At 63.6% G+C, this 24,291-nt stretch carries 24 protein-coding genes, 3 tRNA genes and 2 pseudogenes; 4 read left to right on the top strand and 25 right to left on the bottom strand.

The window, feature by feature from the left end; genetic code table 11:
• Positions 1 to 50 precede the first annotated feature (50 nt).
• The 6 genes and pseudogenes from H9L12_RS04295 to ccmC form a co-directional block, all read right to left on the bottom strand.
• Positions 51 to 368, bottom strand: coding sequence for a cytochrome c-type biogenesis protein (locus tag H9L12_RS04295; protein ID WP_343060484.1), 318 nt, complete (start codon positions 366 to 368; stop codon positions 51 to 53).
• On the bottom strand, positions 365 to 892 hold the full coding sequence (locus H9L12_RS04290; RefSeq protein ID WP_187542761.1) for a redoxin family protein: 528 nt from the start codon (positions 890 to 892) through the stop codon (positions 365 to 367). The genes H9L12_RS04295 and H9L12_RS04290 overlap by 4 nt, the downstream gene beginning before the upstream one ends.
• A pseudogene (locus H9L12_RS04285) lies at positions 889 to 2,819 on the bottom strand (heme lyase CcmF/NrfE family subunit). The gene H9L12_RS04290 and the pseudogene H9L12_RS04285 overlap by 4 nt, the downstream one beginning before the upstream one ends.
• Positions 2,816 to 3,238 (bottom strand): cytochrome c maturation protein CcmE, encoded by a 423-nt coding sequence (ccmE, locus tag H9L12_RS04280; protein WP_246450597.1) that lies wholly within the window; start codon positions 3,236 to 3,238, stop codon positions 2,816 to 2,818. Before ccmE ends, H9L12_RS04285 begins: the two are co-directional and overlap by 4 nt.
• 1 nt (position 3,239) lies before the next feature.
• Positions 3,240 to 3,368: a hypothetical protein gene (locus H9L12_RS13905; RefSeq protein WP_281399806.1), complete on the bottom strand. Its 129-nt coding sequence runs from the start codon at positions 3,366 to 3,368 to the stop codon at positions 3,240 to 3,242.
• Complete coding sequence (ccmC, locus tag H9L12_RS04275) at positions 3,365 to 4,084, bottom strand: heme ABC transporter permease CcmC (protein ID WP_187542759.1); 720 nt, start codon at positions 4,082 to 4,084, stop codon at positions 3,365 to 3,367. Before ccmC ends, H9L12_RS13905 begins: the two co-directional genes overlap by 4 nt.
• 125 nt (positions 4,085 to 4,209) lie before the next feature.
• On the opposite strand from ccmC, the gene H9L12_RS04270 reads away from it, so the two are divergent.
• Together H9L12_RS04270 and H9L12_RS04265 are read left to right on the top strand one after the other, a co-directional pair.
• A complete protein-coding gene (locus tag H9L12_RS04270) occupies positions 4,210 to 4,893 on the top strand; it encodes an FkbM family methyltransferase (protein WP_187542758.1) in 684 nt (227 codons plus the stop codon).
• A 58-nt stretch (positions 4,894 to 4,951) separates the two neighbouring features.
• The gene (locus H9L12_RS04265) at positions 4,952 to 5,881 is read left to right on the top strand and encodes a core-2/I-branching beta-1,6-N-acetylglucosaminyltransferase family protein (RefSeq protein ID WP_187542757.1); all 930 of its coding nucleotides are present in this window, start codon (positions 4,952 to 4,954) and stop codon (positions 5,879 to 5,881) included.
• Here the strand turns inward: H9L12_RS04265 and H9L12_RS04260 are convergent.
• Together H9L12_RS04260 and H9L12_RS04255 are read right to left on the bottom strand one after the other, a co-directional pair.
• Positions 5,878 to 6,927: a Leu/Phe/Val dehydrogenase gene (locus tag H9L12_RS04260; protein WP_187542756.1), complete on the bottom strand. Its 1,050-nt coding sequence runs from the start codon at positions 6,925 to 6,927 to the stop codon at positions 5,878 to 5,880. The genes H9L12_RS04265 and H9L12_RS04260 overlap by 4 nt on opposite strands.
• A 32-nt stretch (positions 6,928 to 6,959) precedes the next feature.
• Positions 6,960 to 7,036: transfer RNA gene (locus tag H9L12_RS04255), tRNA-His, on the bottom strand.
• A 473-nt stretch (positions 7,037 to 7,509) separates the two neighbouring features.
• On the opposite strand from H9L12_RS04255, the gene H9L12_RS04250 reads away from it, so the two are divergent.
• Complete coding sequence (locus H9L12_RS04250) at positions 7,510 to 8,121, top strand: Crp/Fnr family transcriptional regulator (RefSeq protein ID WP_187542755.1); 612 nt, start codon at positions 7,510 to 7,512, stop codon at positions 8,119 to 8,121.
• A 75-nt stretch (positions 8,122 to 8,196) separates the two neighbouring features.
• On the opposite strand, the gene H9L12_RS04245 is transcribed toward H9L12_RS04250, so the two are convergent.
• From H9L12_RS04245 to clpP, 9 genes and pseudogenes are all read right to left on the bottom strand, one after another.
• A tRNA-Val gene (locus tag H9L12_RS04245) sits at positions 8,197 to 8,271 on the bottom strand.
• Between the two features lie 70 nt (positions 8,272 to 8,341).
• Positions 8,342 to 8,614: an HU family DNA-binding protein gene (locus tag H9L12_RS04240; protein WP_187542754.1), complete on the bottom strand. Its 273-nt coding sequence runs from the start codon at positions 8,612 to 8,614 to the stop codon at positions 8,342 to 8,344.
• Between the two features lie 83 nt (positions 8,615 to 8,697).
• Positions 8,698 to 11,100 carry an endopeptidase La gene (gene lon / locus H9L12_RS04235; protein WP_187542753.1) on the bottom strand — a complete coding sequence of 801 codons (2,403 nt, stop codon included), beginning with the start codon at positions 11,098 to 11,100 and terminating at the stop codon, positions 8,698 to 8,700.
• Between the two features lie 65 nt (positions 11,101 to 11,165).
• Entirely contained in the window at positions 11,166 to 12,182 is a 1,017-nt protein-coding gene (locus H9L12_RS04230) for an acyltransferase family protein (protein ID WP_187542752.1), read from the bottom strand.
• Positions 12,183 to 12,278: 96 nt separating this feature from the next.
• Entirely contained in the window at positions 12,279 to 12,806 is a 528-nt protein-coding gene (locus H9L12_RS04225; protein WP_187542751.1) for a CPBP family intramembrane glutamic endopeptidase, read from the bottom strand.
• A 16-nt stretch (positions 12,807 to 12,822) separates the two neighbouring features.
• Positions 12,823 to 14,102 (bottom strand): annotated as a pseudogene (gene clpX, locus H9L12_RS04220) (ATP-dependent Clp protease ATP-binding subunit ClpX).
• Positions 14,103 to 14,268: 166 nt separating this feature from the next.
• Positions 14,269 to 15,282, bottom strand: a complete 1,014-nt coding sequence (locus H9L12_RS04215; RefSeq protein ID WP_187542750.1) for an inorganic phosphate transporter — start codon at positions 15,280 to 15,282, stop codon at positions 14,269 to 14,271.
• A gap of 9 nt (positions 15,283 to 15,291) precedes the next feature.
• Complete coding sequence (locus tag H9L12_RS04210; RefSeq protein WP_246450696.1) at positions 15,292 to 16,413, bottom strand: DUF47 family protein; 1,122 nt, start codon at positions 16,411 to 16,413, stop codon at positions 15,292 to 15,294.
• 99 nt (positions 16,414 to 16,512) lie between these two features.
• Positions 16,513 to 17,166 (bottom strand): ATP-dependent Clp endopeptidase proteolytic subunit ClpP, encoded by a 654-nt coding sequence (clpP, locus tag H9L12_RS04205; protein WP_425506801.1) that lies wholly within the window; start codon positions 17,164 to 17,166, stop codon positions 16,513 to 16,515.
• Positions 17,167 to 17,672: 506 nt separating this feature from the next.
• Between clpP and H9L12_RS04200 the strand changes: the two genes are divergently transcribed.
• Complete coding sequence (locus H9L12_RS04200; protein ID WP_187542749.1) at positions 17,673 to 18,659, top strand: hypothetical protein; 987 nt, start codon at positions 17,673 to 17,675, stop codon at positions 18,657 to 18,659.
• Here H9L12_RS04200 and H9L12_RS04195 read toward each other — a convergent pair.
• From H9L12_RS04195 to H9L12_RS04160, 8 genes are all read right to left on the bottom strand, one after another.
• Positions 18,589 to 19,497, bottom strand: a complete 909-nt coding sequence (locus H9L12_RS04195; protein WP_187543155.1) for a glycosyltransferase family 2 protein — start codon at positions 19,495 to 19,497, stop codon at positions 18,589 to 18,591. The two genes, H9L12_RS04200 and H9L12_RS04195, sit on opposite strands and share 71 nt — an antisense overlap.
• A gap of 38 nt (positions 19,498 to 19,535) precedes the next feature.
• The gene (gene tig / locus H9L12_RS04190; protein WP_187542748.1) at positions 19,536 to 21,104 is read right to left on the bottom strand and encodes a trigger factor; all 1,569 of its coding nucleotides are present in this window, start codon (positions 21,102 to 21,104) and stop codon (positions 19,536 to 19,538) included.
• Between the two features lie 54 nt (positions 21,105 to 21,158).
• A tRNA-Leu gene (locus H9L12_RS04185) sits at positions 21,159 to 21,243 on the bottom strand.
• Between the two features lie 368 nt (positions 21,244 to 21,611).
• Positions 21,612 to 22,235 carry a hypothetical protein gene (locus H9L12_RS04180; RefSeq protein WP_187542747.1) on the bottom strand — a complete coding sequence of 208 codons (624 nt, stop codon included), beginning with the start codon at positions 22,233 to 22,235 and terminating at the stop codon, positions 21,612 to 21,614.
• Positions 22,236 to 22,246: 11 nt separating this feature from the next.
• The gene (locus tag H9L12_RS04175) at positions 22,247 to 22,408 is read right to left on the bottom strand and encodes a tetratricopeptide repeat protein (RefSeq protein WP_187542746.1); all 162 of its coding nucleotides are present in this window, start codon (positions 22,406 to 22,408) and stop codon (positions 22,247 to 22,249) included.
• Complete coding sequence (locus tag H9L12_RS04170; protein WP_187542745.1) at positions 22,405 to 23,463, bottom strand: M48 family metallopeptidase; 1,059 nt, start codon at positions 23,461 to 23,463, stop codon at positions 22,405 to 22,407. The genes H9L12_RS04175 and H9L12_RS04170 overlap by 4 nt, the downstream gene beginning before the upstream one ends.
• Positions 23,460 to 23,981: a hypothetical protein gene (locus H9L12_RS04165; protein WP_187542744.1), complete on the bottom strand. Its 522-nt coding sequence runs from the start codon at positions 23,979 to 23,981 to the stop codon at positions 23,460 to 23,462. The genes H9L12_RS04170 and H9L12_RS04165 overlap by 4 nt, the downstream gene beginning before the upstream one ends.
• Positions 23,978 to 24,232 carry a hypothetical protein gene (locus H9L12_RS04160; protein ID WP_187542743.1) on the bottom strand — a complete coding sequence of 85 codons (255 nt, stop codon included), beginning with the start codon at positions 24,230 to 24,232 and terminating at the stop codon, positions 23,978 to 23,980. Before H9L12_RS04160 ends, H9L12_RS04165 begins: the two co-directional genes overlap by 4 nt.
• Positions 24,233 to 24,291: the final 59 nt, after the last annotated feature.

Genomic DNA, 24,291 nt, shown 5'->3' with positions numbered 1-24,291 from the left:
CCAACCGCCGATCCCGAGCAGCAGGATCGGTGCGACCCACAACGGCCAGGTCAGCGGTTCGACCGGGGCCGATAGGTGATCCAGGCCCCGTAGCGATCGACCAGCCATCGCCGGATCGATGCAGGCGATTCGCCCTTCTCGACCCGCTGGCGAATCATCGCGCGCATTTCCCCCGCCAGATCGGCGTCGCTGTCGGCGATCGACTGCCCCTGACAAACCAGGCAGCGGACTTCCTCCATCAGCGCCTGCGCCGCTTCCTCCTTGCGCGGATCGGCCAGTTGTTCATTCGCGAGTCGTCCTTGGGGCAGATCGCTATCGGCCATCACCGGCGCCGCCAGCAGCGCCAGCAGGATCATTGTCTTCCTCATCGCGAGGGTCCCATGGCGGCAATGATGTCATCAAGGTCGCGGCGCTCGATCGGCCCGACATAATGCCGCCGGATGATGCCCTGGCCATCGACGACGAACGTCTCCGGCACGCCTGACGATCCCAGCTGGAGCTGCCCGCCGCTATTGAGGTCCGCACCGATGAAGCGAAACGGATCGCCGTGATTCTTGAGGAAGGCCGCTACCCGCTCGGGCTTGTCGCGGACGGCGATGCCGTCAATCGTCACGCCGCGCCTTTTCAGCTCCATCAGGACCGGCGCTTCGCCGATGCACGGCAGGCACCAGCTCGCGAACAGGTTGACGACCCTCGCCCCTTTCGGCGCGCCCGGACCTTCGGCCAATGTCGGATGGCTTGCATCGACCGCGGGAAGGCCGAGGGCCGGAAAGGGCTGCCCGACCAGCCGCGATTCTATGACCGTGCTCGGCGGGTTGGAGAGTCGCCAGTCGACGGCGATCACGAACAGGATCAGCGCCGCAAGCGGGAGGTAGCGGGTCCAACGCTTCATGCAAACGCCTCTTCGGCTTCTGCGCGCGCGCGGCGGCGGCGAACCGCGTTCGCGAGGCGACCGGCGAGCGAAAGTATGCCGCCCACCGCGATCAGGATTCCCCGAACCAGATCAGGGTCACGAACGGCTTCCACCATAGGCGCAGCTGCCAGCGGCCATCCTCGGTTGGCTCACCCAGCACGGTGTAGAGCTGGCCGTTCCATACGGTCGCGATGGCGCTTTCGGCGGTCGTCGTAGGTGGCGTGTTGAATGTTCGCGACTGCGGGTGAAGAACCTCGACGCCGGATCCGCGCGACGCCCGGAGCTCGGCCTCGAGCGCGGTCCAGTTCGAGCCGGCGGCGGGTATCAGCTGCTTGAACTCGATCAGCCAGGGACCGACCCCCACCGTCTCACCAGGCCGGGCAGCGACGAGCTTCTGCTGCGTGAACGCGCTGTCCGACGCCATTCCGATCAAGGCGACCCCGATGCCAAGATGCGCGACGGCCATACCCCAGGTCGCGAGGGGCGTCCTGCGCAGCGACCGGCCGACCAGCGGCTGCAGGCTGGCGGGGATCAGGCCAACGCCCAGTGCCAGCCCGGCCCGCTCCAGCAAGGTCATGTGCGGGGCCAGGACCACCGTCGCGGCCAGCGTGACCGCCGTCACCAGTGCGCCGGGCGCGATCCGGGGCCAGACCGGCTCCCGATCGCGGCGCCAGCGAAGGCTCGGCGCGAAAAACAGGAGCGCCGCGATGACCAGCGCGAGCGGGCCGGCCACGGCATTGAAATAGGGAGGCCCGACCGAAAGCTTCTCGCCCGTCATGGCCTCTGCCAGCAACGGATAGAGGGTGCCGATCAGCACGATGCCGAGGATCACCGAAAGCAGGAGATTGTTGGCGACGAGCGCGCCCTCGCGGCTGACCGGGTCGAACGGCGCTCCTTCGCGCACCGAGCCGATGCGCCAGGCGAAGAGCGCCAGCGCGCCACCGACGTAAAGCGCGAGCAACGCGAGGATGAAGGTGCCGCGCTGCGGATCGACCGCGAAGGCATGGACCGACGTCAGGATGCCCGAGCGGACGAGGAATGTGCCGACCATCGACATGGAGAAGGCAACGAGACCCAGCATGACGGTCCAGGCCCGAAGTCCTCCCCTCGCCGCCAGGACGCTGACCGAATGGAGCAGCGCGGTCGCCGCCAGCCACGGCATTAGCGAAGCATTCTCGACAGGATCCCAGAACCACCAGCCACCCCAGCCAAGCTCGTAGTAGGCCCAATAGCTTCCCGCGGTAATTCCCAGGGTCAGGAACACCCACGCCGCCACCACCCACGGCCGCATGGCCCGCGCCAGCGCCGGACCGACTTGCCCGGTGATCAACGCGCCGACAGCCAGGCTGAAGGCGACCGACAGGCCAACGTAGCCCAGGTAAAGGGTGGGCGGATGGAATGCCAAACCCGGGTCCTGGAGCAGCGGGTTAAGCCCGCGTCCATCGACCGGTGCCGGAAGCAGCCGCTCGAACGGATTGGACGAGAACAGCAGGAAGGCGAAGAAGCCCAGCGACAGCGCCGCCTGCGCGCCGAGCGTGGCGCTCAGGGTCCGCTGGTCCAGGCGACGTTCCAGCACGGCCACCGCGACGCCGGAGAGCGAAAGAACGCTGACCCACAGCAGCATCGACCCTTCGTGGTTTCCCCACGTCCCGGCGAACCGGTACAGCCACGGCTTCGCGGTATGACTGTTCTCGACCACCAGCCGGACGCTCATGTCGGAGCGAAGGAACAGGATGACGAGTAAGACGAACGCGGTGATCGTCAGTGCGGCCTGCCCGATCGCGACCGCACGGATGGCGCGGATCTCGCGCCCTTGGTCGCTGCCAATCCCTAGCGACAGTCCCAGCTGAAGCGCGGCCAGGAGCGCCGCAAGCCACAGCGCGGCGTGGCCGACCTCCGCAATCATCGCCCCGTCATTCCATTGTCGATCTGCGGCGGCATGTAGCGTTCGTCATGCTTGGCCAGGATGTTGTCGGCGACGAACGTGCCGTTGTCGGCCAGTTGGCCCTCCGCCACGACGCCGCTGCCTTCACGAAACAACGACGGCGCGATCCCGCGGAATTCGACCGGCGTCTGCTGCTTCATGTCGCTGACGAGGAAGCGAATGGTGACCCCGTCGGGGAGACGCTGCAACGACCCCTTCTCGACCATCCCGCCCAGTCTCATGGCCTTGCCCGGCGCGAACCGGCCCGCCGCAATATCGGAAGGGGTCGCGAAATAGGCCGCGCGATCCTTCAATCCCCACATCGCAAGCAGGACCGCGCCGATCAGCGCGGCCAGGGCCAGGCTGATCAGGATCAGCCGCTGATGCTTGGGCCGAAGCATATCAGCGCCGCTTGACCGCGTCGGCATCGGCCTCCGCACGGCGCATCGAGGTCCAGGACGCGACTAGCATCGCCGCCGTCGCGACGACCACGACGGCATAGGCGGCGATGACGAACGGCCAGGCGTTCATTCGCTCGCCGCACGGCGCAGGCGCGCCTCGAGCCGGGTTCGCGCAAGCTCGGTCCGCATGCGCATCAGCGTTACCGCCGCGAACAAGAGGGTAAAACCAAGCAAGGTCAGGAACAGCGGCCACAACAATTCGGGCGCAATCTTAGAGCCGCCCAGGATCGACAGGGATTGGCCCTGGTGCAGGGTCTGCCACCACAGCACCGAGTAGTGAATGACCGGCAGGTTGACGGCCCCGACCAGCCCGAACAGCGCCGCCATGCGTCCCTCGCCGCCCCGCTCGCGCTCAGCGCCAGCAAGCGCGATGTAGCCGAGATACAGGAAGAACAGGATCAGCATCGACGTCAGACGTCCATCCCATTCCCACCAGGTGCCCCACGTCGGCCGGCCCCAGATCGAGCCCGTCGCCAGGCACAGCGCCGCATAAACCGCGCCGGGCACTGCCACCGCTCGTCCGGCGACCGCGGCCAGCGGATGGCGCCAGACCAATTGCGAAAGCGAAGCGGTCGCGATGGCGCCCCAACCTGCCATGCCCAACCAGGCCGTGGGCACGTGAATATAAAGGATTCGCGCGCTCTCGCCCTGCAGGTAATCGGGCGGCGTCACGAAAAGTCCGCCGCCAATTCCAGCGACGACCAGAATCAGGCCAGGCCACAGCGCCCACACGGTCACGGGCCGGGCGAATTTCAGGAATCTGGCAGGATTGGCAAGCGCGTGCATCGGAACGTACGCCCCTCTACTCACCTCTGTCCCGCAAAGGAACCCGTCATCAACGCCCATTCGACTTCGTGGGAGCGTTAGCATAGCCAGTCGCCAAGCGAGCTTTTCAAGGAATCGACGCGTCCATGATGGTTGACTGGGTGAAAAAGCAGGCCGCGCGCCTCGTCTATGGCGAAAGGCTGGCAGTGGTCCCGTCCACGCTTCGTGCGAATTGGCCTCAGCGGGCCTTTCTGAAGCGTTTTCTGAGCGAACTTGAAATCGATTGCGTCCTGGATGTCGGTGCCAACGGCGGGCAATACGGTTCCGAGCTTCGGCGCATCGGCTATCGCGGCCTCGTCATCTCATTCGAACCCGACCCCACGGCGTTCCAGCGCCTTCGGGAGCGCGCCGCCGACGATCGCAAATGGGAAGCGTTGAACGTGGCGCTTGGAAGGGAGGCGGGCCGGGCCAAATTCAACATTATGGAAGTATCGCTGTTCAATAGTTTCCGCGCGCCGAGCACCAGCGAGACCGATCGCTTCGCGGGCGCCAACGAGATCAAGGAGACGGTCGAGGTTGACGTCGAAAGGCTCTCCGACGCCCTGCCTCGCCTCCGCAGCGAGCACTCGTTTCGCAACGTCTTTCTCAAGATGGATACGCAGGGCTTCGACAGCGAGGTGTTTGCAGGCGCGAGCGGCGTTCACGGGAATTGGCCGGAATGCAAAGCGAGATCGGGATTAAGCGGCTTTACGAGGGCGTCGGTCCTTGGACGGACCAGATCAGGACGTATCAGGACGCAGGCTTCGCCTTGGCGGGGCTCTACGCGGTGAACCCCGACGAGCCGGAGGTGTTGGAACTCGACTGCTATTTCCGGCGTCAGGTCGCACGATGAGCGATAGGCCAGTCGTCGGTTTCGTTATTCTGTCGCACCAGGATGACGACAGGTTGTTGCGGCTGGTTGCGTCCCTGAACCGCGAATATGATTCGCCGCCAGTTGTCGTCCACCACGACTTTTCCCAGGCGCCGGTCGACCGCACGCCCTTTCCCTCCAATTGTCGCTTCGTTGAGGATTGGACTCGAACGAGTTGGGCGAACTGGTCGGTGGTTGACGGCGCGTTGCGAGCATACCGGTCGATACTTGCCCGCTCGAACGCTGAGTGGGTCTTCCTTCTCAGCGCCGCCGATTATCCGATACGCAGGGGATCGGATGTCCGCGACGAGTTGGCGAGGGAGCGGTGCGACGCGCTCATCGACATGCGGCCTTGCCTTCCGGGCAAGCGACCGCGTGCACAGACCATCGGCAAAACGAATCCGGTCATGTCGTTCATGGATACGCCGGGCAATCACGCGTTGAAGACGCGCTTCACGATGTCGCCGCAACTATGGTTCCCGATTGTCCGGAGGAAACCGCGCTGGCGGGTCGGCCGGCTAACCTATCGCCCGCCCTTCGCGGGACGCCACCCGTTTACAGAAGAGCGCCCCGCTTTCTATGGCGATCATTGGTGGGCCGGAAATCGCCGGGCAGTCGAAGCCGTGCTCGACCCAGGCGGATTCGCGGCACGATTGCGGCGCCATTTGCGGATGCGCACCCAACCTGACGAGAGCTATTACTGCACGGTCCTAGCCGCTCGCGAGGACATGACGCTCAGCCTCGACAACCGCCGCTTCGCCGAATGGAACGGTGGCGGCGCCCATCCGCAATCTCTGACCGAAGCCGACCTCGACGCGATGTTCGCTTCGGGCGCCTACTTCGCGAGAAAATTCGAGGCCGGGAGTAGCGTCCGCGACCAAATCGACGCCCGGCTCGCCCGCACTTAGTCTCGGCCGATCAGCCGCTGGGCCATCGCGTCAGCGACCGCGGCCGGATTGCGGCCGGACTTTGCGCTTTCCGCCCAAATCGTTTCGAGCTTGACCGGAATTGCCTCGATCCGTTCGCGCACTAACGAATAATCGCCGTCGCCCAGATACTCGGTCGACACGTTGATGATGCCGCCACCGTTGATGACATAGTCCGGCGCATACAGGATCCCGCGCGCGTGGATGCGCTCCCCGTCTTGTGGAGTGGCGAGTTGGTTGTTGGCCCCACCGGCGACGATCGGTGCCTTAAGAGCCGCGATGCTCTCCTCGGTGAGGATCGCTCCAAGCGCGCAGGGGCTGATGACATCGGCCTCGATGGACAGGAGCTCATCGGGCGCTGCGATCGCGGCGCCCGTCTCCGCCGCCAGTCGCTCGACGCGCCCGGCGTCAACGTCGGCAATGGTCAGTCGCGCCCCTTCGGCGGCCGCGTGACGCGCGACGCCACCGGCAACGCTTCCGGCGCCCTGCAGCGCGATGTGGAGGCCTTGCAGGCTGTCCTTGCCCAGCGCACGCTTCACCGCAGCCTTGATTCCAAGGAACACGCCGAGCGACGTGTGCGGACCGGGATCGCCCCCGACCGCGCCGCCGTCGACCGGCAAGCCGGCGACAAATCGGGTCTGCTTGCTGATCCCGATCATGTCGGCGACGCTCATGCCGACATCTTCGGCGGTGACATACTTGCCGCCGAGATCGTTCACGGCGCGCCCGAACGCGGCGATCATCTCGGGGGTCTTGGAGCGATTGGCGTCAGCCAGGATTACCGCCTTGCCCCCGCCCAGCGGCAGGCCCGCCATTGCGTTCTTGTAGCTCATGCCGCGCGACAGGCGCAGCGCGTCGGTCAGGGCGTCGGCGTCGTCAGCATAGTGCCAGAAACGCGTGCCGCCCGCCGCCGGCCCGAGATGGGTCGAATGCATGGCGATGATGGCACGCAGGCCGCTCTTTTCGTCGGTAACGAAGTAGAGCGCTTCATGCGCGTCGAAGTCGGGGTAACCCCAGGGAATATTCATTGGATGGCCAAGCTCGCGTCCGCGGAAGGAAATGGGGCGATCGACGGGACTTGAACCCGCGACCCTCGGTACCACAAACCGATGCTCTAACCAGCTGAGCTACGATCGCCATTGAGCGCCGTGGAAAGGCGCGCGGGCCTATTATGTCGACCGGCCCCGCTTGGCAAGCAATGCCCCGCCTCTCGACATTCATCGCACAATCGCAACGCTTTCCCGCGCAGCAATTGCGCATTGTCCGAACGGTCTGTCAGGCTCCTGCGATGGTGCGCGTCCTCCCCCTCGTCAGGCCCATATCGGGACGCAAATTTCGACCCGCCGAAGTGGTTGCGACCGCTGCGAAAATATTGCAACGCGTCGCCTGGCTGACGTTGAGACGGCCAAGTCGAAACGTTGGAAATCCCAAAACTTTATCCATGTTATTATACTTGCGAAACGGAAGCTCTGCGAGCATTCTCAGGTCGCGGATTGAGGTGATTGAATGATGAGTCGGACCGCTCGGCAGGGATCGGGTGAGGGCGTGACGCTCGGGATACGCTGATCAAGGCTGGCCTCGATCCCAAGCTCGCGAAAGTCCTGGTAGACATGCCCCACCGTCTGGTGACGGTTGAACCGCGCCGTGCGTTCCGCGAACCTGGCGTCGCCCGTGACGAAGTGATGTTCGTCCGGTCCGGGCTCCTCAGCAAGTTCAAGACAGACGGCGCTGGCCGGCGGCAGATTGTCGCACTCCGCTTCCCGGGTGATGGCATCCTCCCGCGCGAGGGCGAGGCGGATTATGGCATCCAGGCGATCGTTCGCAGCGAAGTGCTGGTCGGCCGCGCCGAGGACTTCGACCCAATCGTCGAGCAGAATCCGGAAATGGCCAAGTTTTTCTGGAAGCTGACGCAGCGCCATAATTCCATCGGCTACGAATGGCTGGTCAATTGCGGACGCCGCGATTCGGTCGCGCGTGTCGCTCACCTCCTGTGTGAAACCGCCGAGCGCTCCGGCGCCGACGTGCTCGCAGACGGGCTCGCCAATCCGTTTACCCAGCAGCAGATTGCCGACATCACGGGCCAGACGTCGGTCAACGTCAATCGCGTGTTCGCGGACCTGGAGCGTCAAGGCCTGATCCGCCGCGAAGGAAAGCATATTTTCTTCGAAGACTGGAACGAGCTGCGTCGGGTCGGCAGCTTTCAGCCGGGCTACCTTCAATAGTCGGCGCGCTGCTTCCTGCATAAAGAAAGGGCCGCATTCCCGATGGGATTGCGGCCTTTTTTTGTGCCCGGGGCATGGTGGGCGCGACAGGGATTGAACCTGTGACCCCACCCGTGTGAAGGGTGTGCTCTACCGCTGAGCTACGCGCCCATGCCAGGGATTGTCTGTTGCGAACAACGGACGGCGCGGCTGTTAGGCGAGCCGCCCGCCCCTGTCCAGACTATTGAACGGCGTCCTTGAGGATCTTGCCCGGACGAAACTTCGGCTGCGAGCTGGCCTTGATCTGCATCGGCTCGCCAGTGCGCGGATTGCGGCCCGTCGATGCCTTGCGGCGCGTGACGGAAAAATTGCCAAAGCCGACGAGCCGGACCTCATCGCCACGCTTCAAGGTTGCCGTGACAATCTCGAGCATCGTCTCGATCGCCCGGCTGGCGTCGTTGCGGGAAAGGCCGGCGCGATCGGCAACATGGCCGATGAGTTCCTGCTTATTCATTCAATTGGCTCCCATCGGGACCGCGAGACTCGCGCGGCGATCAGGTTGATTTAAGGCAAGACTTAGGTCGTGAGTCAAAGGCTTCAGTGGCGAACCGCCGCCCCTTCGGCACCGCCAGTCGGATGTGACAGGGGCTCGGTGGCGTGTTCGTCCGGGTCAGACCATTCGATCGCCTCGATCGCCTGGGTCATTGCCCGCGACAGCACCTCGTCGACATGGGCGACCGGGACGATCTCCAGAGCGGATTTCACTGACTCCGGAATTTCCGCGAGGTCCTTTTCGTTCTCGGCGGGGATCAACACTGTCTTGATCCCGCCGCGGAGCGCCGCAAGCAGCTTTTCCTTCAGCCCACCGATCGGGAGCACCCGCCCGCGAAGCGTGACCTCCCCGGTCATGGCGACGTCGCGGCGGACTGGAATCCCGGTCAGGGTCGAAATCATCGCCGTGACCATGCCGATACCGGCCGAGGGACCATCCTTGGGAACGGCGCCTTCGGGCAAATGGACGTGGATGTCCTTGCGGGCGAATATCGACGGCTTCACTCCATAGCTCGGCGAGCGCGCCTTCACGAAGCTCATCGCCGTCGCAATCGATTCCTGCATGACGTCGCCAAGCTTGCCGGTCGTCTTGATCTGGCCCTTGCCGGGCACGGTGACCGCCTCAATGGTGAGCAATTCGCCGCCGACTTCCGTCCAGGCAAGGCCGGTGACGGCACCGATCTGGTCTTCTTCCTCCCCCACACCATGGCGGAAACGGCTGACGCCGAGGAACTCGGCGACATTGCTGGGGGTCAGTTCGACCTTCTCGACCTTGTTCTCGAGGATCTGGCGCAGAGACTTGCGCGCCACCTTGGCCAATTCGCGCTCAAGGGTCCGGACGCCGGCTTCGCGGGTGTAGTGGCGAATGACCGAGCGGAGGCCTTCGTCCGTGAAGGTCATTTCCTCAGCCTTCAGTCCGTGCGCTTCCATCTGTTTGGGGATGAGGTGACGGCGCGCGATTTCGACCTTTTCATCCTCGGTGTAGCCTTCGAGCCGGATGATCTCCATCCGGTCGAGCAACGGCTGAGGCATGTCGAGCGAGTTCGCCGTGGTGACAAACATCACGTCGCTAAGGTCGTAGTCGAGCTCCAGGTAGTGATCCTGGAATTTCGAATTCTGCTCGGGGTCGAGAACTTCCAGCAGCGCCGATGCCGGATCGCCACGGAAATCCTGGCCCAGCTTGTCGATCTCGTCGAGCAGGAACAGCGGGTTGCTGGTGCCGGCCTTTTTCAGGTTGGAGATGATCTTGCCGGGAAGCGAACCGATGTAGGTCCGGCGGTGACCGCGGATTTCGGCCTCGTCTCGGACGCCGCCCAGCGACTGGCGTACGAACTCGCGCCCGGTGGCACGGGCGATCGAGCGACCCAGGGAAGTCTTGCCGACGCCCGGAGGGCCCACGAGGCAGAGAATCGGCCCCTTTAGGCGGTTGGTTCGCGCCTGGACCGCGAGATATTCGACAATCCGGTCCTTGACCTTTTCCAGGCCATAATGGTCCTCGTCGAGCACCGCCTGGGCTTCGGCGATGTCGCGCTTCAGGCGGCTCTTCTTGCCCCACGGCAGGCCAAGCAACACGTCGAGATAATTTCGAGCGACGGTGGCCTCGGCCGACATCGGCGCCATCGCGCGCAGCTTCTTGAGCTCGGCATTCGCGCGATTGCGCGCTTCCTTGCTGAGCCGCGTTTTCCGGATCTTGGCGGCGAGTTCGTTGAGCTCGTCGCCGCCGTCTTCGCTCTCGTTGCCGAGCTCGCGCTGGATCGCCTTCAGCTGCTCGTTGAGGTAATATTCCCGCTGGGTCTTCTCCATCTGCCGCTTCACGCGGCTGCGGATTTTCTTCTCGACCTGGAGGACACCGAGTTCCCCCTCCATGAAGGCGAACACCATCTCCAGCCGCCGGGCGGGGTGAAGCTCCGCCAGCAACGCCTGCTTGTCGGACACCTTGATCGACAGGTTCGACGCCACCGCGTCGGCGAGGATCGAGGCGTCTTCAATCTCGCTCAGCTGCACCGACGTTTCGGCTGGAAGCCGCTTGTTGAGCTTGGCGTAATTCTCGAACTGGTCAATCACCGAGCGCATCAGGGCGCCAGCCTCGGGCCCTTCTGTCTCGTCTTCGTCGACAAGTTCGACCTCGGCCGTCGTGTAGCCGTCGGCCTCCTTGAGGTTGACGAGGCGCGCGCGCTGGACGCCCTCGACCAGCACGCGGACGGTACCGTCGGGCAGCTTGAGCAACTGCATCGCCGTTGCGACGACGCCAAGGTCGTACATGGCGTCGCGATCAGGGTCATCCTCACCCGGATCGAGCTGCGCGACGAGGAATAGCTGCTTGTCGGCGCCCATCGCCGCCTCCAGCGCAGCGACGGACTTCTCGCGGCCCACAAAAAGCGGAACGATTCGATGCGGGAAGACGACGATGTCGCGAAGCGGAAGGATCGGGAGGGTCAGATTACTCATGCGTCCTATATGGGCAGGGGCCCCTGCAAGCGCAACGGCGCTGGGATTTCACAATCACGCGCTTGTCATTTGGGGCCCGTCATCGCCGTCGCCGTGTTTGGCAGACGTTCCCGAGGCATTTCCCCGAACAGAAGAATGGATGCCGGCGCATGCGATCTCAGTAGAATTCGCATTCCCATCGGGATTGCGATGCCCGCCAACAGGAGCACGACGAACAATACCGCGACCGGTACGCCCAAGCCTTCCAGCGACTCCCGGACGGCTGCTCCCGCGATCGAGTGCCATAGATATATTGCATAGCTCGCTTCGCCGATCTTGGCCAAAATCAAGCTATACGGAAGCTTGGCCAAGAGCACCACGCCTGCAGACGCACCGCATAGTGCCGCCGACAAGGATGTGCGCTCGATGGGCTGCCCCATCTCGGCCAACCCTACCTGCTGCAACGTGGTGACGACAATCAACAGCCACGACGCGATCACTATGACCGAGTGATTGCGGAGCAGCCCCTCTTCCAGTCGCAGAATCATGCCGAATAGGAAGAATGGCGCTAGATAGGCCGCGCCATTGAGGCTTAGGAACGAGGGCAGCGAAAAGGACCTCGAGAACATCAGGCAAATGAAGGCGGCGATGCACAGCGCCTCCCATCTTGCAGGCCTAAACGCGTCCCACAACGAAATGACCGCAAATATCACCAGCAACGACTGAAGGAACCAGAAGTGCTGGTAATGAAAGAAGATAGCGGTCAGCACCGCCGTTCGATCTCCGTACACGAGCTCACGCAGGACGAGGGTCACCAACGTCGCGAAGAGCAGCGGGAGTACGATGCGACGGAACTTCTTTTGCCAGAACAACGCTAGGTCGCCGCGCCCAGGCCGCCACACGGCGTACAGGTAACCTGACAAGATGGTGAACAGTGGCATTCGAAGGAATTCGAAGGTAGCCATGCCTTGATGCCAGAATGAATCTTCCGGCAAACGGAGGCCAACTGTCGGATCAGCGCCGATAACGTGGTAGGCGACGAGAAGGACGCAAGCCACGCCCCGCACGGTCTGCAGTTCCAGACGCGGTTGAAACTCTGCCACGACTCATACCCCCGGCAATCCGCAACAATTTCTTCGTTATCACCCGAATTTTCAACCAGAAAATAATCGGGATGGTTAATGTGCGTGAAGAAATGTCTACCAGAGTTGCAGGGTGAGAGCTGGGACGAGGTTATGCAGGGCGTGCGCGCCAGCCGGGACAGCCAAAGCCGCGCCCCACCCTCGCTCTCGCCAAACGACGAATAATGTCGAGAAGATCAGGAATGGCCACCAGATGACCAGACCCCAGGTCGGCACCAACAGGGAGTGGGCGATGCCCCACCCGACCGCGCTCACCACGATCGCCACGGATGGCGACACAAGCGTCAAGAGCGCTGATAAGACCGACGCCATGATCAGCGTCTCGACGACCGGCGCGAAGACGACGACACCGAACAGCATCATCCAGCCGGATCCGAAGTCGGGGACCTCGCGCGGCGCGGAACTGCCCACAAGCGCCAGAATGCCTTGGACTGTGGCAGACAGCAGGATGCTGCCGACGAACGTCAATAAATAGCCGGTCAGGATGGCCCTGAGCGGCTCTTGAGGTTCGCGAACGGATTGCGGAAGCCAGGAGAAAGGCGGCCGCGACCGCCATTCCTCGGTAAGGGAATTTGACGACGCCATCCGACGTCAGCTCGAATTATGCGGCGTCGCCCGTCGTTCCAGCGGCAGCCTTTTCCTTCTTGGAATAGACGCGCACCGGTTCCTTGCGAAGATCGACCACATCCTTGTCGACATGGACCTCGTCGACGCCCTCCATCGACGGGAGGTCGAACATGGTGTCGAGCAGGATCGATTCGAGGATCGACCGGAGGCCGCGGGCGCCGGTCTTCCGCTCGATCGCTTTCTTGGCGACGGTGTGAAGAGCCTCGTCGGAGAAGGCGAGTTCCACGTCCTCCATGTCGAACAACTTCTGATACTGTTTCACCAGCGCGTTCTTCGGCTCGACCAAGATCTTGACCAGCGCGTCCTCATCGAGATCCTCGAGCGTCGCGATGACCGGCAGCCGCCCGATGAATTCGGGATAAGGCCGAACTTCAGCAAGTCTTCGGGCTCGGTCGACTTCAGCGTCTCGCCCGTGCGGCGTTCTTCCGGCGCGGCGACATAAGCGCCGAAGCCAATCGACTTGCCCTGCAAGCGGTCGCCGATGATCTTTTCGAGACCCGCAAACGCGCCGCCGCAGATGAACAGGATGTTGGTGGTGTCGACCTGCAGGAATTCCTGCTGCGGATGCTTGCGGCCACCCTGCGGCGGAACGGAGGCGGTGGTGCCTTCCATCAGCTTGAGCAGCGCCTGCTGGACGCCCTCGCCCGATACGTCGCGAGTGATCGACGGATTGTCCGACTTGCGGCTGATCTTGTCGATTTCGTCGATGTAGACGATGCCGCGCTGCGCCTTCTCGACGTTGTAATCGGACGCCTGAAGCAGCTTGAGAATGATGTTCTCGACATCCTCACCGACGTAGCCGGCCTCGGTCAGCGTCGTCGCATCGGCCATCGTGAACGGCACGTCGAGGATGCGCGCCAGCGTCTGGGCGAGCAGCGTCTTGCCGCAGCCAGTCGGGCCGATCAGCAGGATGTTCGACTTGGCGAGCTCGACCTCGGACCCGTTCTTCGTTCCGTGGTTCAAGCGCTTGTAATGATTATGGACCGCGACCGACAGGACGCGCTTGGCGCGGGCCTGGCCGATCACATAATCGTCCAGCACCTTGCAGATTTCCGCCGGCGTCGGGACGCCGTCGCGGGTCTTCACCAGCGCCGACTTGGTCTCTTCGCGGATGATGTCGTTGCACAGTTCGACGCATTCATCGCAGATGAAGACGGTCGGGCCGGCGATGAGCTTCCTCACCTCGTGCTGCGACTTGCCGCAGAAGCTGCAGTATAGCGTGCTCTTGCTATCGCCGCCGGAAAGCTTGGTCATATTGGTCCTTGTCCTTGAGGGCGGCAAGCGCCCTCGTCGTCGAGCCATGCTAGCTCGGTTTTTCGCACATTCAAACTGTTAGGAACGTTAACGCGCTCCCGAGGAATTCGGTGCGTCCCGAATATGGGCAAGGTGTTAACGCGGCACAAGGCCCGCCGCTCGCGACCTAGAACAGGGTCGTCAACCAATAGAACAAAGCGCCGACGGCCGCCGATGCGGGGATGGTGATGACCCAGGCGGTCACGACATTCTGCGCCACGCCCCACCGCACGGCAGACTCGCGGCGCGCCACGCCCGCGCCGATGATCGAGCCGGTAATGGTGTGTGTGGTCGACACCGGGATGCCGAGCGCGCTGGCGGTGAACAGCATGACCGAACCGGCGGCAGAAGCGCTGAATCCCTGGTGCTGCGACAGTTTGGTGATGCGGCTCCCCATCGTCTCGATGATTCGCCAGCCGCCGGTCAACGTGCCGAGGCCGATGGCGATGTAACAGCTGATCGCGACCCAGTGCGGCACTTCGAAGTCGCCATGGAGATAGCCGGTCGAATAGAGCAGGACGGTGATGATCCCCATCGTCTTCTGCGCGTCGTTAAGACCGTGGCCGAGCGAATAGCCGGCGGACGAAATCAGGTGGAGCAGTTTAAAGCTTCGCTCAGCCCCTCGCGACCGTGCCCCGGCGGCCAGCCAGCTGGTGACGAGCATGATCAGCATCGCCAGCATCATGCCCAGCAGCGGCGACAGGACGATCGCGATGAGCGTCTTGTTGAGGCCGGTCCATTGGACGCCAGTGAGCCCGGCGTGGGCGACCCCTGCCCCGATCAGGCCGCCGACCAACGCATGGCTGGAGGAGGACGGGATGCCCTTGAGCCAGGTGACGACGTTCCAGAACATGGCCCCCACCAGCGCGCCGAACACTACGGCAGGCGTCACCAGGTCCTTGTCGATAAGCCCCTTGCCGATCGTATCCGCAACCTTGTGAAGCTCAGGATAGGCCAGCGTCAGGAAGTAGGCCGAGAAATTGAAGAAGGCAGCAAAGGCCACCGCTTGCACCGGGCCAAGCAATTTGGTCGCGACGACGGTCGCGATCGAATTGGCCGCGTCATGAAGCCCGTTCAGATAATCGAACGCGAGCGCCAGGATAATCAGCCCGACGAGCAGCGGAAAGGCGAGTTCGTGCATCCGGGCGGATCAGGCGTGGTCGATGACGATGGAGTCGATCTGGTTGGCGACATCCTCGAAGGCGTCGGCGATCCGTTCCAGATGCTTGAAGATTTCCCGCTCGACGATGAATTCGATCGGCTTTCCGTCGCGGTGCCGTTCGAACGCCGACTTCAGGCCGGCAGAATGAATTTCGTCGGCATGGCCTTCCATGCGTACCAGTCGCTCGGTCAGTTCGTGCAACCGGCCGCCATTGCGGGCGACGTCGCGCAGTAGCGGCATGGCCTCGGCAACCAGGCGCGCGGCGTCGACGATGATCGCCGCCATATCGCGCATTTCCGGCGAGAATGTCCTGATCTGATAGAGGTCGACCGCCGACGCCGATGCCTGCATCTCGTCGACGGCATTGTCCATGGCCCCGATCAGCGAGGTGATCGCCCCGCGATCGAACGGCGTCAGGAAGGTTTGCCGGACCTCTTTCAACGTCTGTCGGATGATCTCGTCGGCGTCATGCTCGCGCTCGTAAATCTCGCGGATATGGTCCGCCGACTTTCCAGTGCCCTGGAACAGGCGCCCGGTCGCATCGGCGGCCGCGACCAACGCGACCGCATGGGCTTCGAACAACTCGAAAAAGCCGCCGGTCTTGGGCAGCAGTCGTTGGAACCAGGCGAACATCGGACCTACTTTCGACTTTTCGGCGACGATTGACAGCATGTCGCGCTGCGCCGCCTTGTTGAATTCTGACGCGCCGAAGGACCGGATGAGGTCGCGCAGGTCAGGCTCTTCGACGCACTCGGCGGCCTCGGCGAGGCTGAACCAGCGCCGCTCGCGTTCAGACTGCTCTTTCCATTCGGCGAGTTCGTCGCTGACCGCGAGCGGGAAGACATCGACATCGGCCATCAGCGAGGCGCCGCTGCCGCGCCGTTTGCGATAGCGATAGCTGCCAAGCGGGGTCGGACAAACGACGCCGACCACTCCGGCCTCGTCCTCGGCTTCGACGGCGGCGGCGATATGCGGCGGGGTCCCGGCCTGCGGATTTCCCTTGGGGATGACCCACCGCTTCGATTCCCGGCTGGTGACGAGCAACACCGACACCGGCGCATCGAGACCCGGGCCCGTACTCCGATACGGCAAGGCAGCAATCTGGCGGATGACGAACACTCCCCTGCCGCGGCAAGAAAAAGGCCCCGCCGACGATGCGACGGGGCCTAATCCTCCGCTCTTTCCGCGGCAAGAAAAATGACAGTTTTGTTACGCCGGGGTCACATCGCCGGCGGACGTGCCCGAATCCTCGCCCTGGTCGGGGCGCTTCTCGAACACTTCGTCGATCAGGCCGAAGGCCTTGGCCTCGTCCGCCTCGAGGAACTTGTCGCGGTCCATCGCCTTCTCGATCTCCTCGATCGGCTGGCCGGTGTACTTGGCATAGAGCGCGTTGAGGCGGCTGCGCATGCGCAGGATCTCACGGGCCTGGATCTCGATATCCGCCGCCATGCCCTGGGCACCGCCCGACGGCTGGTGGACCATGATGCGGCTGTTCGTCAGCGCGACGCGCATGCCCGGTTCGCCCGCGGCTAGCAGGAAGCTGCCCATTGATGCGGCCTGGCCGATGCAGACCGTGCCGACGCGCGGCCGAATGTACTGCATCGTGTCGTGGATCGCGAGGCCGGCCGTCACCACGCCGCCCGGCGAGTTGATGTACATGAAGATGTCCTTCTTCGGGTTCTCGGACTCGAGGAAAAGCAGCTGGGCGGTGATCAGCGAGGCCATGTGATCCTCGATCGGCCCGGTGATGAAGATGATCCGCTCCCGCAGCAGGCGCGAATAGATGTCGAACGACCGCTCGCCGCGATTCGACTGTTCGATAACGATTGGAACGAGGGCGGAGGCGATGTCCTGATGATCCATGAGAATGGCGAAGTCCTTCGAATTGGGTGGCGCCTACATCGGGCGGTTCGCAACAAGGTTCAAGGGCACGTTTGCGGCGCTAGGGCATTGGGGTGTCCGGCAACCACGTGTCGCTATGGCTTGCGGTTGCGTCCCAGAATGCATCGGTAGGCACAAATTACATTCCAATGGTCGTCAGGCTTTGTACCATCTCCGACAAAGGGGATTCTTGATCGTGCCTAATTTGCGACAGAACGGAGCGGTGACGCCGCCCTCGATCTTCGAATTCGAACGCCACTATCCGCTTCGCACCAGCGCGTTGGTCGCAGCGGCTCTTTTGACGGTTGGATACTTGGTATGGGTGAGCGTACGTGCGAGTTCGCCGCACGCCGACTTTGCTTACTACTGGCTGGCCGGGAACCTTTGGCGCGACGGGGTCGACCCCTACGGTCCCGCATTCGCGGCCGCCGGCGCCACTCTAGGCATCGAGAATTATCCCCGGTTTTCTTTGCCTATCCACCGAATTGGTGGACGATCTCGAACTTGCTGAGCTTTCTGCCGTTGAAAGTCGGCATGCAGTTCTGGGCAGTCCTGTCCGGGGCGGGCCTCTTGGCAGGCTGCGAAATGCTTCGCCGGTCGCGTCAGCGGCTGGGGCTGGGGGAACTCCGGATCACCTCCTAATTCTCTTCGCTTATGCCGGCCTCTCCTCCGTCGCCTCGACATCCATGATGTGGGGGAATGTCGCGCTATTGATGACAGCGGCCTCCTGCCTCCTCGCGCTCGGCTTGGTGACGAACCATCGACTAACCCTCGGCGCGGCCCTCGTGCTCCTGGCGCTCAAACCCAATATTGGTGTGCCAATTTACTGCGCGATCGCGCTGCTGAGACCACACTTCGTGACGGCGGTCGTCAGTGGCTTGATTTCCGGAGTTCTTGCGCTTCCCGCCCTGCTGACCACCAGTCCGATGGGCATTTTGCGGGGCCTTTCGGAGACCGCGAGTCTCTATGAGAGTTACGCCGTCAACAGCCCGCCAAGCCAGACCGGGGTCGCCCACCTCGCTTACCTATTCGGCGGCGTCACGATTCCCGGAAGTTTCCTCATCGTGGCTGCGGCCATTACTTCCGCAGTGCTAGTTTTGATCGCACGATGGAAGAGACCGGCCCCGGATGATCTGCACTTGTCCATCGCGACGCTATTCGCCTCCCTCGCGACAACGACCCTTTTTGTGCGATTGCATGCCTACGACCTGGGCATTCTGTTGCCGCTGGTCGCACTGGCGGCTTTCGGGGGACGCATCCCTACCGTCTTGGTGACGATCGGTGCGTTTCTGCTGTTCCGGCCCGAAAACCTGGCGACCATTCTGCAAAAACTTGGCCTACCGAGCCTGCTGCCCGGGACGTTACCAACCGTGGCCTGCCTCTGCTTTTTTGTAGCGGCGATGATTATCGTTTCGCGGAGGGCGAGGGATACTGAAGATAAAACAATCGCCGAAGTTCGCGCCGTCCCCGCGTGACGGTATCGAGGATCAGGCCCGCGAAAAAGCTTAGCACGGCAACGATGACCATGCCCGTCACGAGGATTGCCGTCGGAAATCGGGGGACCAGGCCGGTGTCGATGTAGGTAACCACGAGGGGCACCGAGAGCGCGAGCGCCAGCAGGATGAGCAGTGCGGCGCAGCTGCCGTAAAACAGCACCGGCCGCTCGATCCGGTAAAGCGTCACGATGGTTTTCAGGATCCGCCAGCCATCTGCGTAGGTCGACAGTTTCGATTCCGACCCTTCAAGGCGTGCGCCGTAGGCGGTGACGATCTCGCCGACCGGCATTCGCAGTTCGAGTGCGTGGACGCTGATCTCGGTCTCGATCTCGAAGCCGGCCGAAAGGACCGGAAAGCTTTTCACGAATCGCCGGGAAAAGACCCGATAGCCCGAGAAGATATCGGTGAAGCTGCGGCCGAAAAGTTTCGACAGCAGGCCGGTGAACAGCTTGTTGCCGAGCACGTGCCCGCCCCGATACGCCTCGGCGGCGACGTGCTGGCGAGTGCCGACGACCATGTCGAGTTCGTCCTGGACCAGCATCCGGACCATCTCCGGCGCGGACTTCGGGTCATAGGTCAGGTCTCCATCGGCCATGACGTAGACGTCGGCGTCGATGTCCGCGAACATCCGCCGCACGACGTTGCCTTTGCCCTGCTGGCGCTCGGAGCGGACCACCGCGCCGGCGCCACGCGCGACCTCAACCGTGCGGTCCCGGCTGTTGTTGTCGTAGACGTAGATGGTGGCGTCGGGGAGCGCTGCGCGGAAACCGGCGACCGTCTGCGCGATCGCCGCTTCCTCGTTGTAGCAGGGCAGCAGGACCGCGACCCTTGGCGCCTCGCCCCCGGCGTCATACCTTACTTGGCCTTCTTGGCCGGGGCCTTCTTTGCCGCCGCAGGCTTGGTGTCGGCAGCCTTGGCCGGAGCCGCGTCCTTGACCGGCTTGGCGGGCTTGGGCTTGGCATCGGCCTTCGCGTCGACCATGCCCTTCGCGGGTGCCTCGCCCTTGGCTTCGGCTTTCTTTGCCGGCGCCTTCTTGGCCTTCGACGGCTTGGCGTCCGCATGGTCGTGGCCACATCCCGGTCCGTGAACGTGGCCTTCTTCGCTCTCCAATTCGGCTTCGATCTCAGCGCGGGTCGATGCGCGCTCAGTCACTTCCGCTTTTGAGAAGAGGAAGTCGACGACCTTGTCCTCGTACAGCGGAGCGCGGAGCTGCGCGGCCGCCATCGGGTTTTCCTGGACGTACTGGATGAACCGGTCGCGGTCCGACGGCTGGTACTGTGCAGCAGCCTGGCCGATCAGGCGGTTCATTTCCTGCTGGCTAATGTCGATACCGTTGGCGGCACCGATTTCGCTGAGCAGGAGGCCGAGGCGGACGCGACGTTCCGCGATGCCGCGATATTCGGCAGCGTCCTTTTCGATTTCAGCGAGTGCCGCGTCCTTGTCGTCCTCGTGGCTGGCTTCGTGACGAAGCTGGCCCATGATCTGCTCGAATTCCGCTTCGACCATCGATTCCGGCACCGGAAAATCATGGGTGTCGGCCAGCTGGTCGAGCAGGCGGCGCTTCATGTGCGTGCGGGTGAGGCCATTGAGTTCCTGCTGGTGCTGGTCGCGCAGCAGGCCCTTGAGCTGCTCCAGGTCCTTGAGACCCATCGCCTTGGCGAAATCGTCGTCGATCTTGGTCTCGGCGGCGGTCTTCACCGCGGTCACCTTGATGTCGAACGTGGCGTCCTTGCCCTTGAGGTTCTCGGCCGGATAGTCGGCCGGGAAGGTCAGGTTGAGCGTCTTTTCGTCACCCTGCTTCAGGCCGACCATCTGCTCTTCGAAACCAGGGATCAGGTTGCCCGAGCCGAGCACGACGGCCATGTCCTGGCCGGTGCCGCCGTCAAAGGCAACGCCATCGACCTTGCCGACGAAATCGATCACGACCTGGTCGCCGTTGGCCGCCTTATGGCCCTTCTTGGCGTCTTCGTAGCGGGTCTGGCTCTGCGCCAGCAGGCTGAGCTGCTCGTCGAGTGCGCTGTCATCGACTTCGGCGGTGAGGCGCTCTAGCTTCAGGCCTTCGATCTTCGGCGCCGGCATTTCCGGCAGCGTTTCGAGGCGAACCTTGACCTCCGCATCCTTGCCGGCCGCGTAGCCCTCGCTGAGTTCGACTTCCGGCTGCAGCGCCGGACGAAGCTTCTGCTCGGCGATCAGCTGCTGCACGCTGTCCTGGACGGTCGCGTTCAGCGCGTCGGCGTGCAGGCTCTCACCGTGCATCTTGCGGATGAGGTTGCTCGGGACCTTGCCCGGACGGAAGCCCGGCATGCGGACCTGCGGCGCGATGCGCTTCACTTCGCGATCGACCCGCGCGTCGATGTCCTTGGCCGGAATGGTCAGGGTGTAGGCCCGCTTCAGGCCTGCGTTCTCCGTCTCGACGGTCTTCATGATCTTGCGTCTACCCGTGAATATTAGTGCCAGGAGCGGCTGCGCCGAAGCGGGTGGTGCGGGCGAAGGGACTCGAACCCCCACATCTTGCGATGGCAGGACCTAAACCTGCTGCGTCTACCAATTCCGCCACGCCCGCGCGGACGCTCCTTTGAGGTGCGCGGCCTATAGCAAGGATCAGGCGTGGGGCAAGTGCGGATGGCAGCGCGGCGGGACGAGCAACCGATTGGCCGCGACGGGGGTTCTAGGCGGCGAGGAGAATGACCGATGGCCACCCAGCCCGAACCCGACCCCAACCCCGCCCGCAGCCGACCACGCCTCCGGCCGAAGCGCCATCATTGCCCGGTGACGTCGATATCCCCTCGCCTGCCTCGCCGGCACCGGAACGTTAAGCATGGCCAGCCGGCCACCCCGCCCCGGCGAAGCGCCGCCCGCCTCCCCGCCCGGCGAAATCCCGCCGCTACCGGGCGAGCCGGTCGAGCCGCCTCCTCCTGATCCCGTCGCCGGCTAGCGACGGCGCGCCGAGGCGACGATGGCCTCGAAATCGGGCAGCGACGCAGCATAGTAGTGCGCCCGAGCCGCATCCAACATGATCAGGTAGAGGCGCCCGTCGATGTTCGCGCCGACTGCCCGCCCTTTCCGCCAGACTTCGTCACCGTCCAGATGCTCGAAGTCCAGCTGGAAGCCGGGGTAGCCGAGGAAAGCCCTTGGCGAGAGGTTGGTCGTTTTGAAGTCGACCGCGCCGCCCTTCACTCTATAGATGCTTTCCAGCATCGACGCGATTTCCGGGGCAGTCATGTTCGACCGATACTTGGGGATCTGGCGATATTCGCGCTTGTCCTGGCGGACGACGAAGGATCCGCCCTTGAGGCCCGTCACGAAGGTCATGCCGTCAAGCAGCGGGCCATTCTGGGTCCAGTCCTCGACCTCCGAAATGTCGAAGAACAGGCGCGACGACACTCGATTCCATTCGCGCGGCGGGGTCACCTCCAGACGGTTGTTTCCGACCGCGATTGGCCGCGCTCGAACCAGCCTGTACGTCCCGTTGTCGATGCCCGACAATCCGGGCGCGCAGGCGCTGACCGAAAGGGCGGCAAGACCAAATACGAGAAGAGAAGACCGGCGCACCATGGATTGTCTCCTCAACTGACCAGCATCTGGCGAACGAAGGCGGCGTCAGGCGCATTCGGCGCCAACATCAGGTAACGCGTCAGGGCAGCGCGGGACTCGGGTTTACGACCTCGTTTGTCGAGCATGATTCCGTGCCACCGCCATGCATCGGCGGGTGCATCGGGATAGGTCACCGCCGCCGCATAGCCCTGCGCTGCGCGAAGATCGTCCCCGTCGCGGTTCCGCAAGCGCCAGATCTCGCCCTCATAGTAGCGAAGCTGCCCGTTCCAGCCGTCCTGCGCCAAGGTGTAGATGATGTACTGGCTGGCCCCGGATCGTTCAGCTTGATCTGATCATCGAGCAACGTCTGGCGGATATTGCCGATGCTCGCCAGGTAGCGGGCGCGGAAATCGCTGTAGTTCTTGCCAGGCACGGTCACCTCGCGTGCCGACAGCTTCAGGTCGGCCATCCGCGTTTCCGGCACCGGGTGGGTTTCGAACAGCGAAAAGCGACGCTCTCTCCGCTTGCGCCGGTAGCGGGCGGCCTCGGTCTCCTCGGCGATCAGCTGCTCCCACGTTTGCGGCATCGCCATCGGATTGTAGCCCGCTTCCGACATCAGCTTGATCCCCATCGCATCGGCTTCCGCCTCCAGCGTGCGATTGTAGCGGAGGAGCGAGAGGATCGTGCCAAGCTGCGCCAACTGCTGCAGGTCACCGGTATAGATTCCAGCCGCGCCGCCCGCCATTCCCCCGGCCATCGATAGCAGAGCGAAGATGTCGGTCTTCGTACGCATGTCGCGCCACTGCCGGATCTGGTGCTTGCGCAGGAAGTGCGCCGCCTCGTGCGCAATCACCCCGGCAAGTTGCGCCTCGTTGCGCATGCGCAGCAGCAAACCGGAAAAGACGACCGAGAAGCCGGTCGGGAACATCATCGCGTTGAAATCAGGGACGCGCGCCAGGTAGATCCGGAAATCCTTCGCGGCCGGCCCGCCGACCCGGGCGATCAGTTCGCGCAGGTAGCCCGTTGTCCGCTCATCGGTGATGAGAATGTTCGAGGCGGCGATTTCCTCCTCGACGCGCTCCATCTGCTGCCACATGCCTTTTTCATCGGCGTCCACCGGCCGGTAGCCGGGACCGATCAAAGGCACCATCGTCGACGGTGGGATACGGGCGTTCCCCTGACCCGCGGCCAGGGCCGCCACGGCCGCCCCGCCCGCGCCAAGCACCGCACGGCGGCTGATCTCGATCATGACTTGTTCTTCTGCGCTGCGCGAACGGCCTTGCCCGGCTTCATGCGGTCGAGCAGCCGATCGACGAGTTGCGCCGCGCCCGCTTCGGTCCGGATGTCGCCCATCTTGATCCCGGCGATCTGGCTGCCGGCCTGGACGATGTTGAACCAGACGACCTTGCCGGTCCTGAGGTCGACCAGTGACGCGTAGGCGAATTGACCGCCGCCACCGACGTTGGGCGCGCAGAAGCCGACGAAGCAACCGGCGATCCCGAGCACCTGGAGGGCAACGCGACCCGTCGAGGCGAAGTTGTCCTCGGCGTACATGAACAACGCATAATCATAGCCGGACCGCTGGCCGAGCTTCACGGCGTCCTCGCCCAGCGTCCAGTCGAGGCCCCGCCCCCGCTTGGTCGGAAGTCCGTATCCCATGTATTTGTGAAGGGCGATCGAATTGCCGACTGCGTTGTGGAGACGCTCCAACTCCGCGATTTCGCTTGCGCTGACGCCGGCGATCGCATCGCGCTTTTCGAGAATCATGGCGTTCCCCCGCGCGTCGCCTGCTGCGCCCGCAACGCGGCGAGGAGATTGCGGCGCGACTGTTCCGTCCAGTCGGCCCGCGGCTCAACCATTCCTCCGGTCGTCACGGATCCGACCGACACGTCGGGCCTCATGACGAGCAACTTGTAGTCACCCGATGGCGGAGAGAAGTGAACGTCAGCGAATTGCCGGGTCGACACGCACGCGGAAAGCGAAACGCTCAACATCAGGACCACGCCCACCTTACGCATACGGGCCTCCTCTGGAGCGCGCCAAGACAGTCGCCCCGCATGGACCGAAGCGACAGCCG

It is taken from the genome of Sphingomonas rhizophila (assembly GCF_014396585.1).
Lineage (GTDB): Bacteria > Pseudomonadota > Alphaproteobacteria > Sphingomonadales > Sphingomonadaceae > Sphingomicrobium > Sphingomicrobium rhizophilum.
Note: the sequence above shows the minus strand (reverse complement) of the source record. Positions and strands in the feature narration are given on the sequence as shown.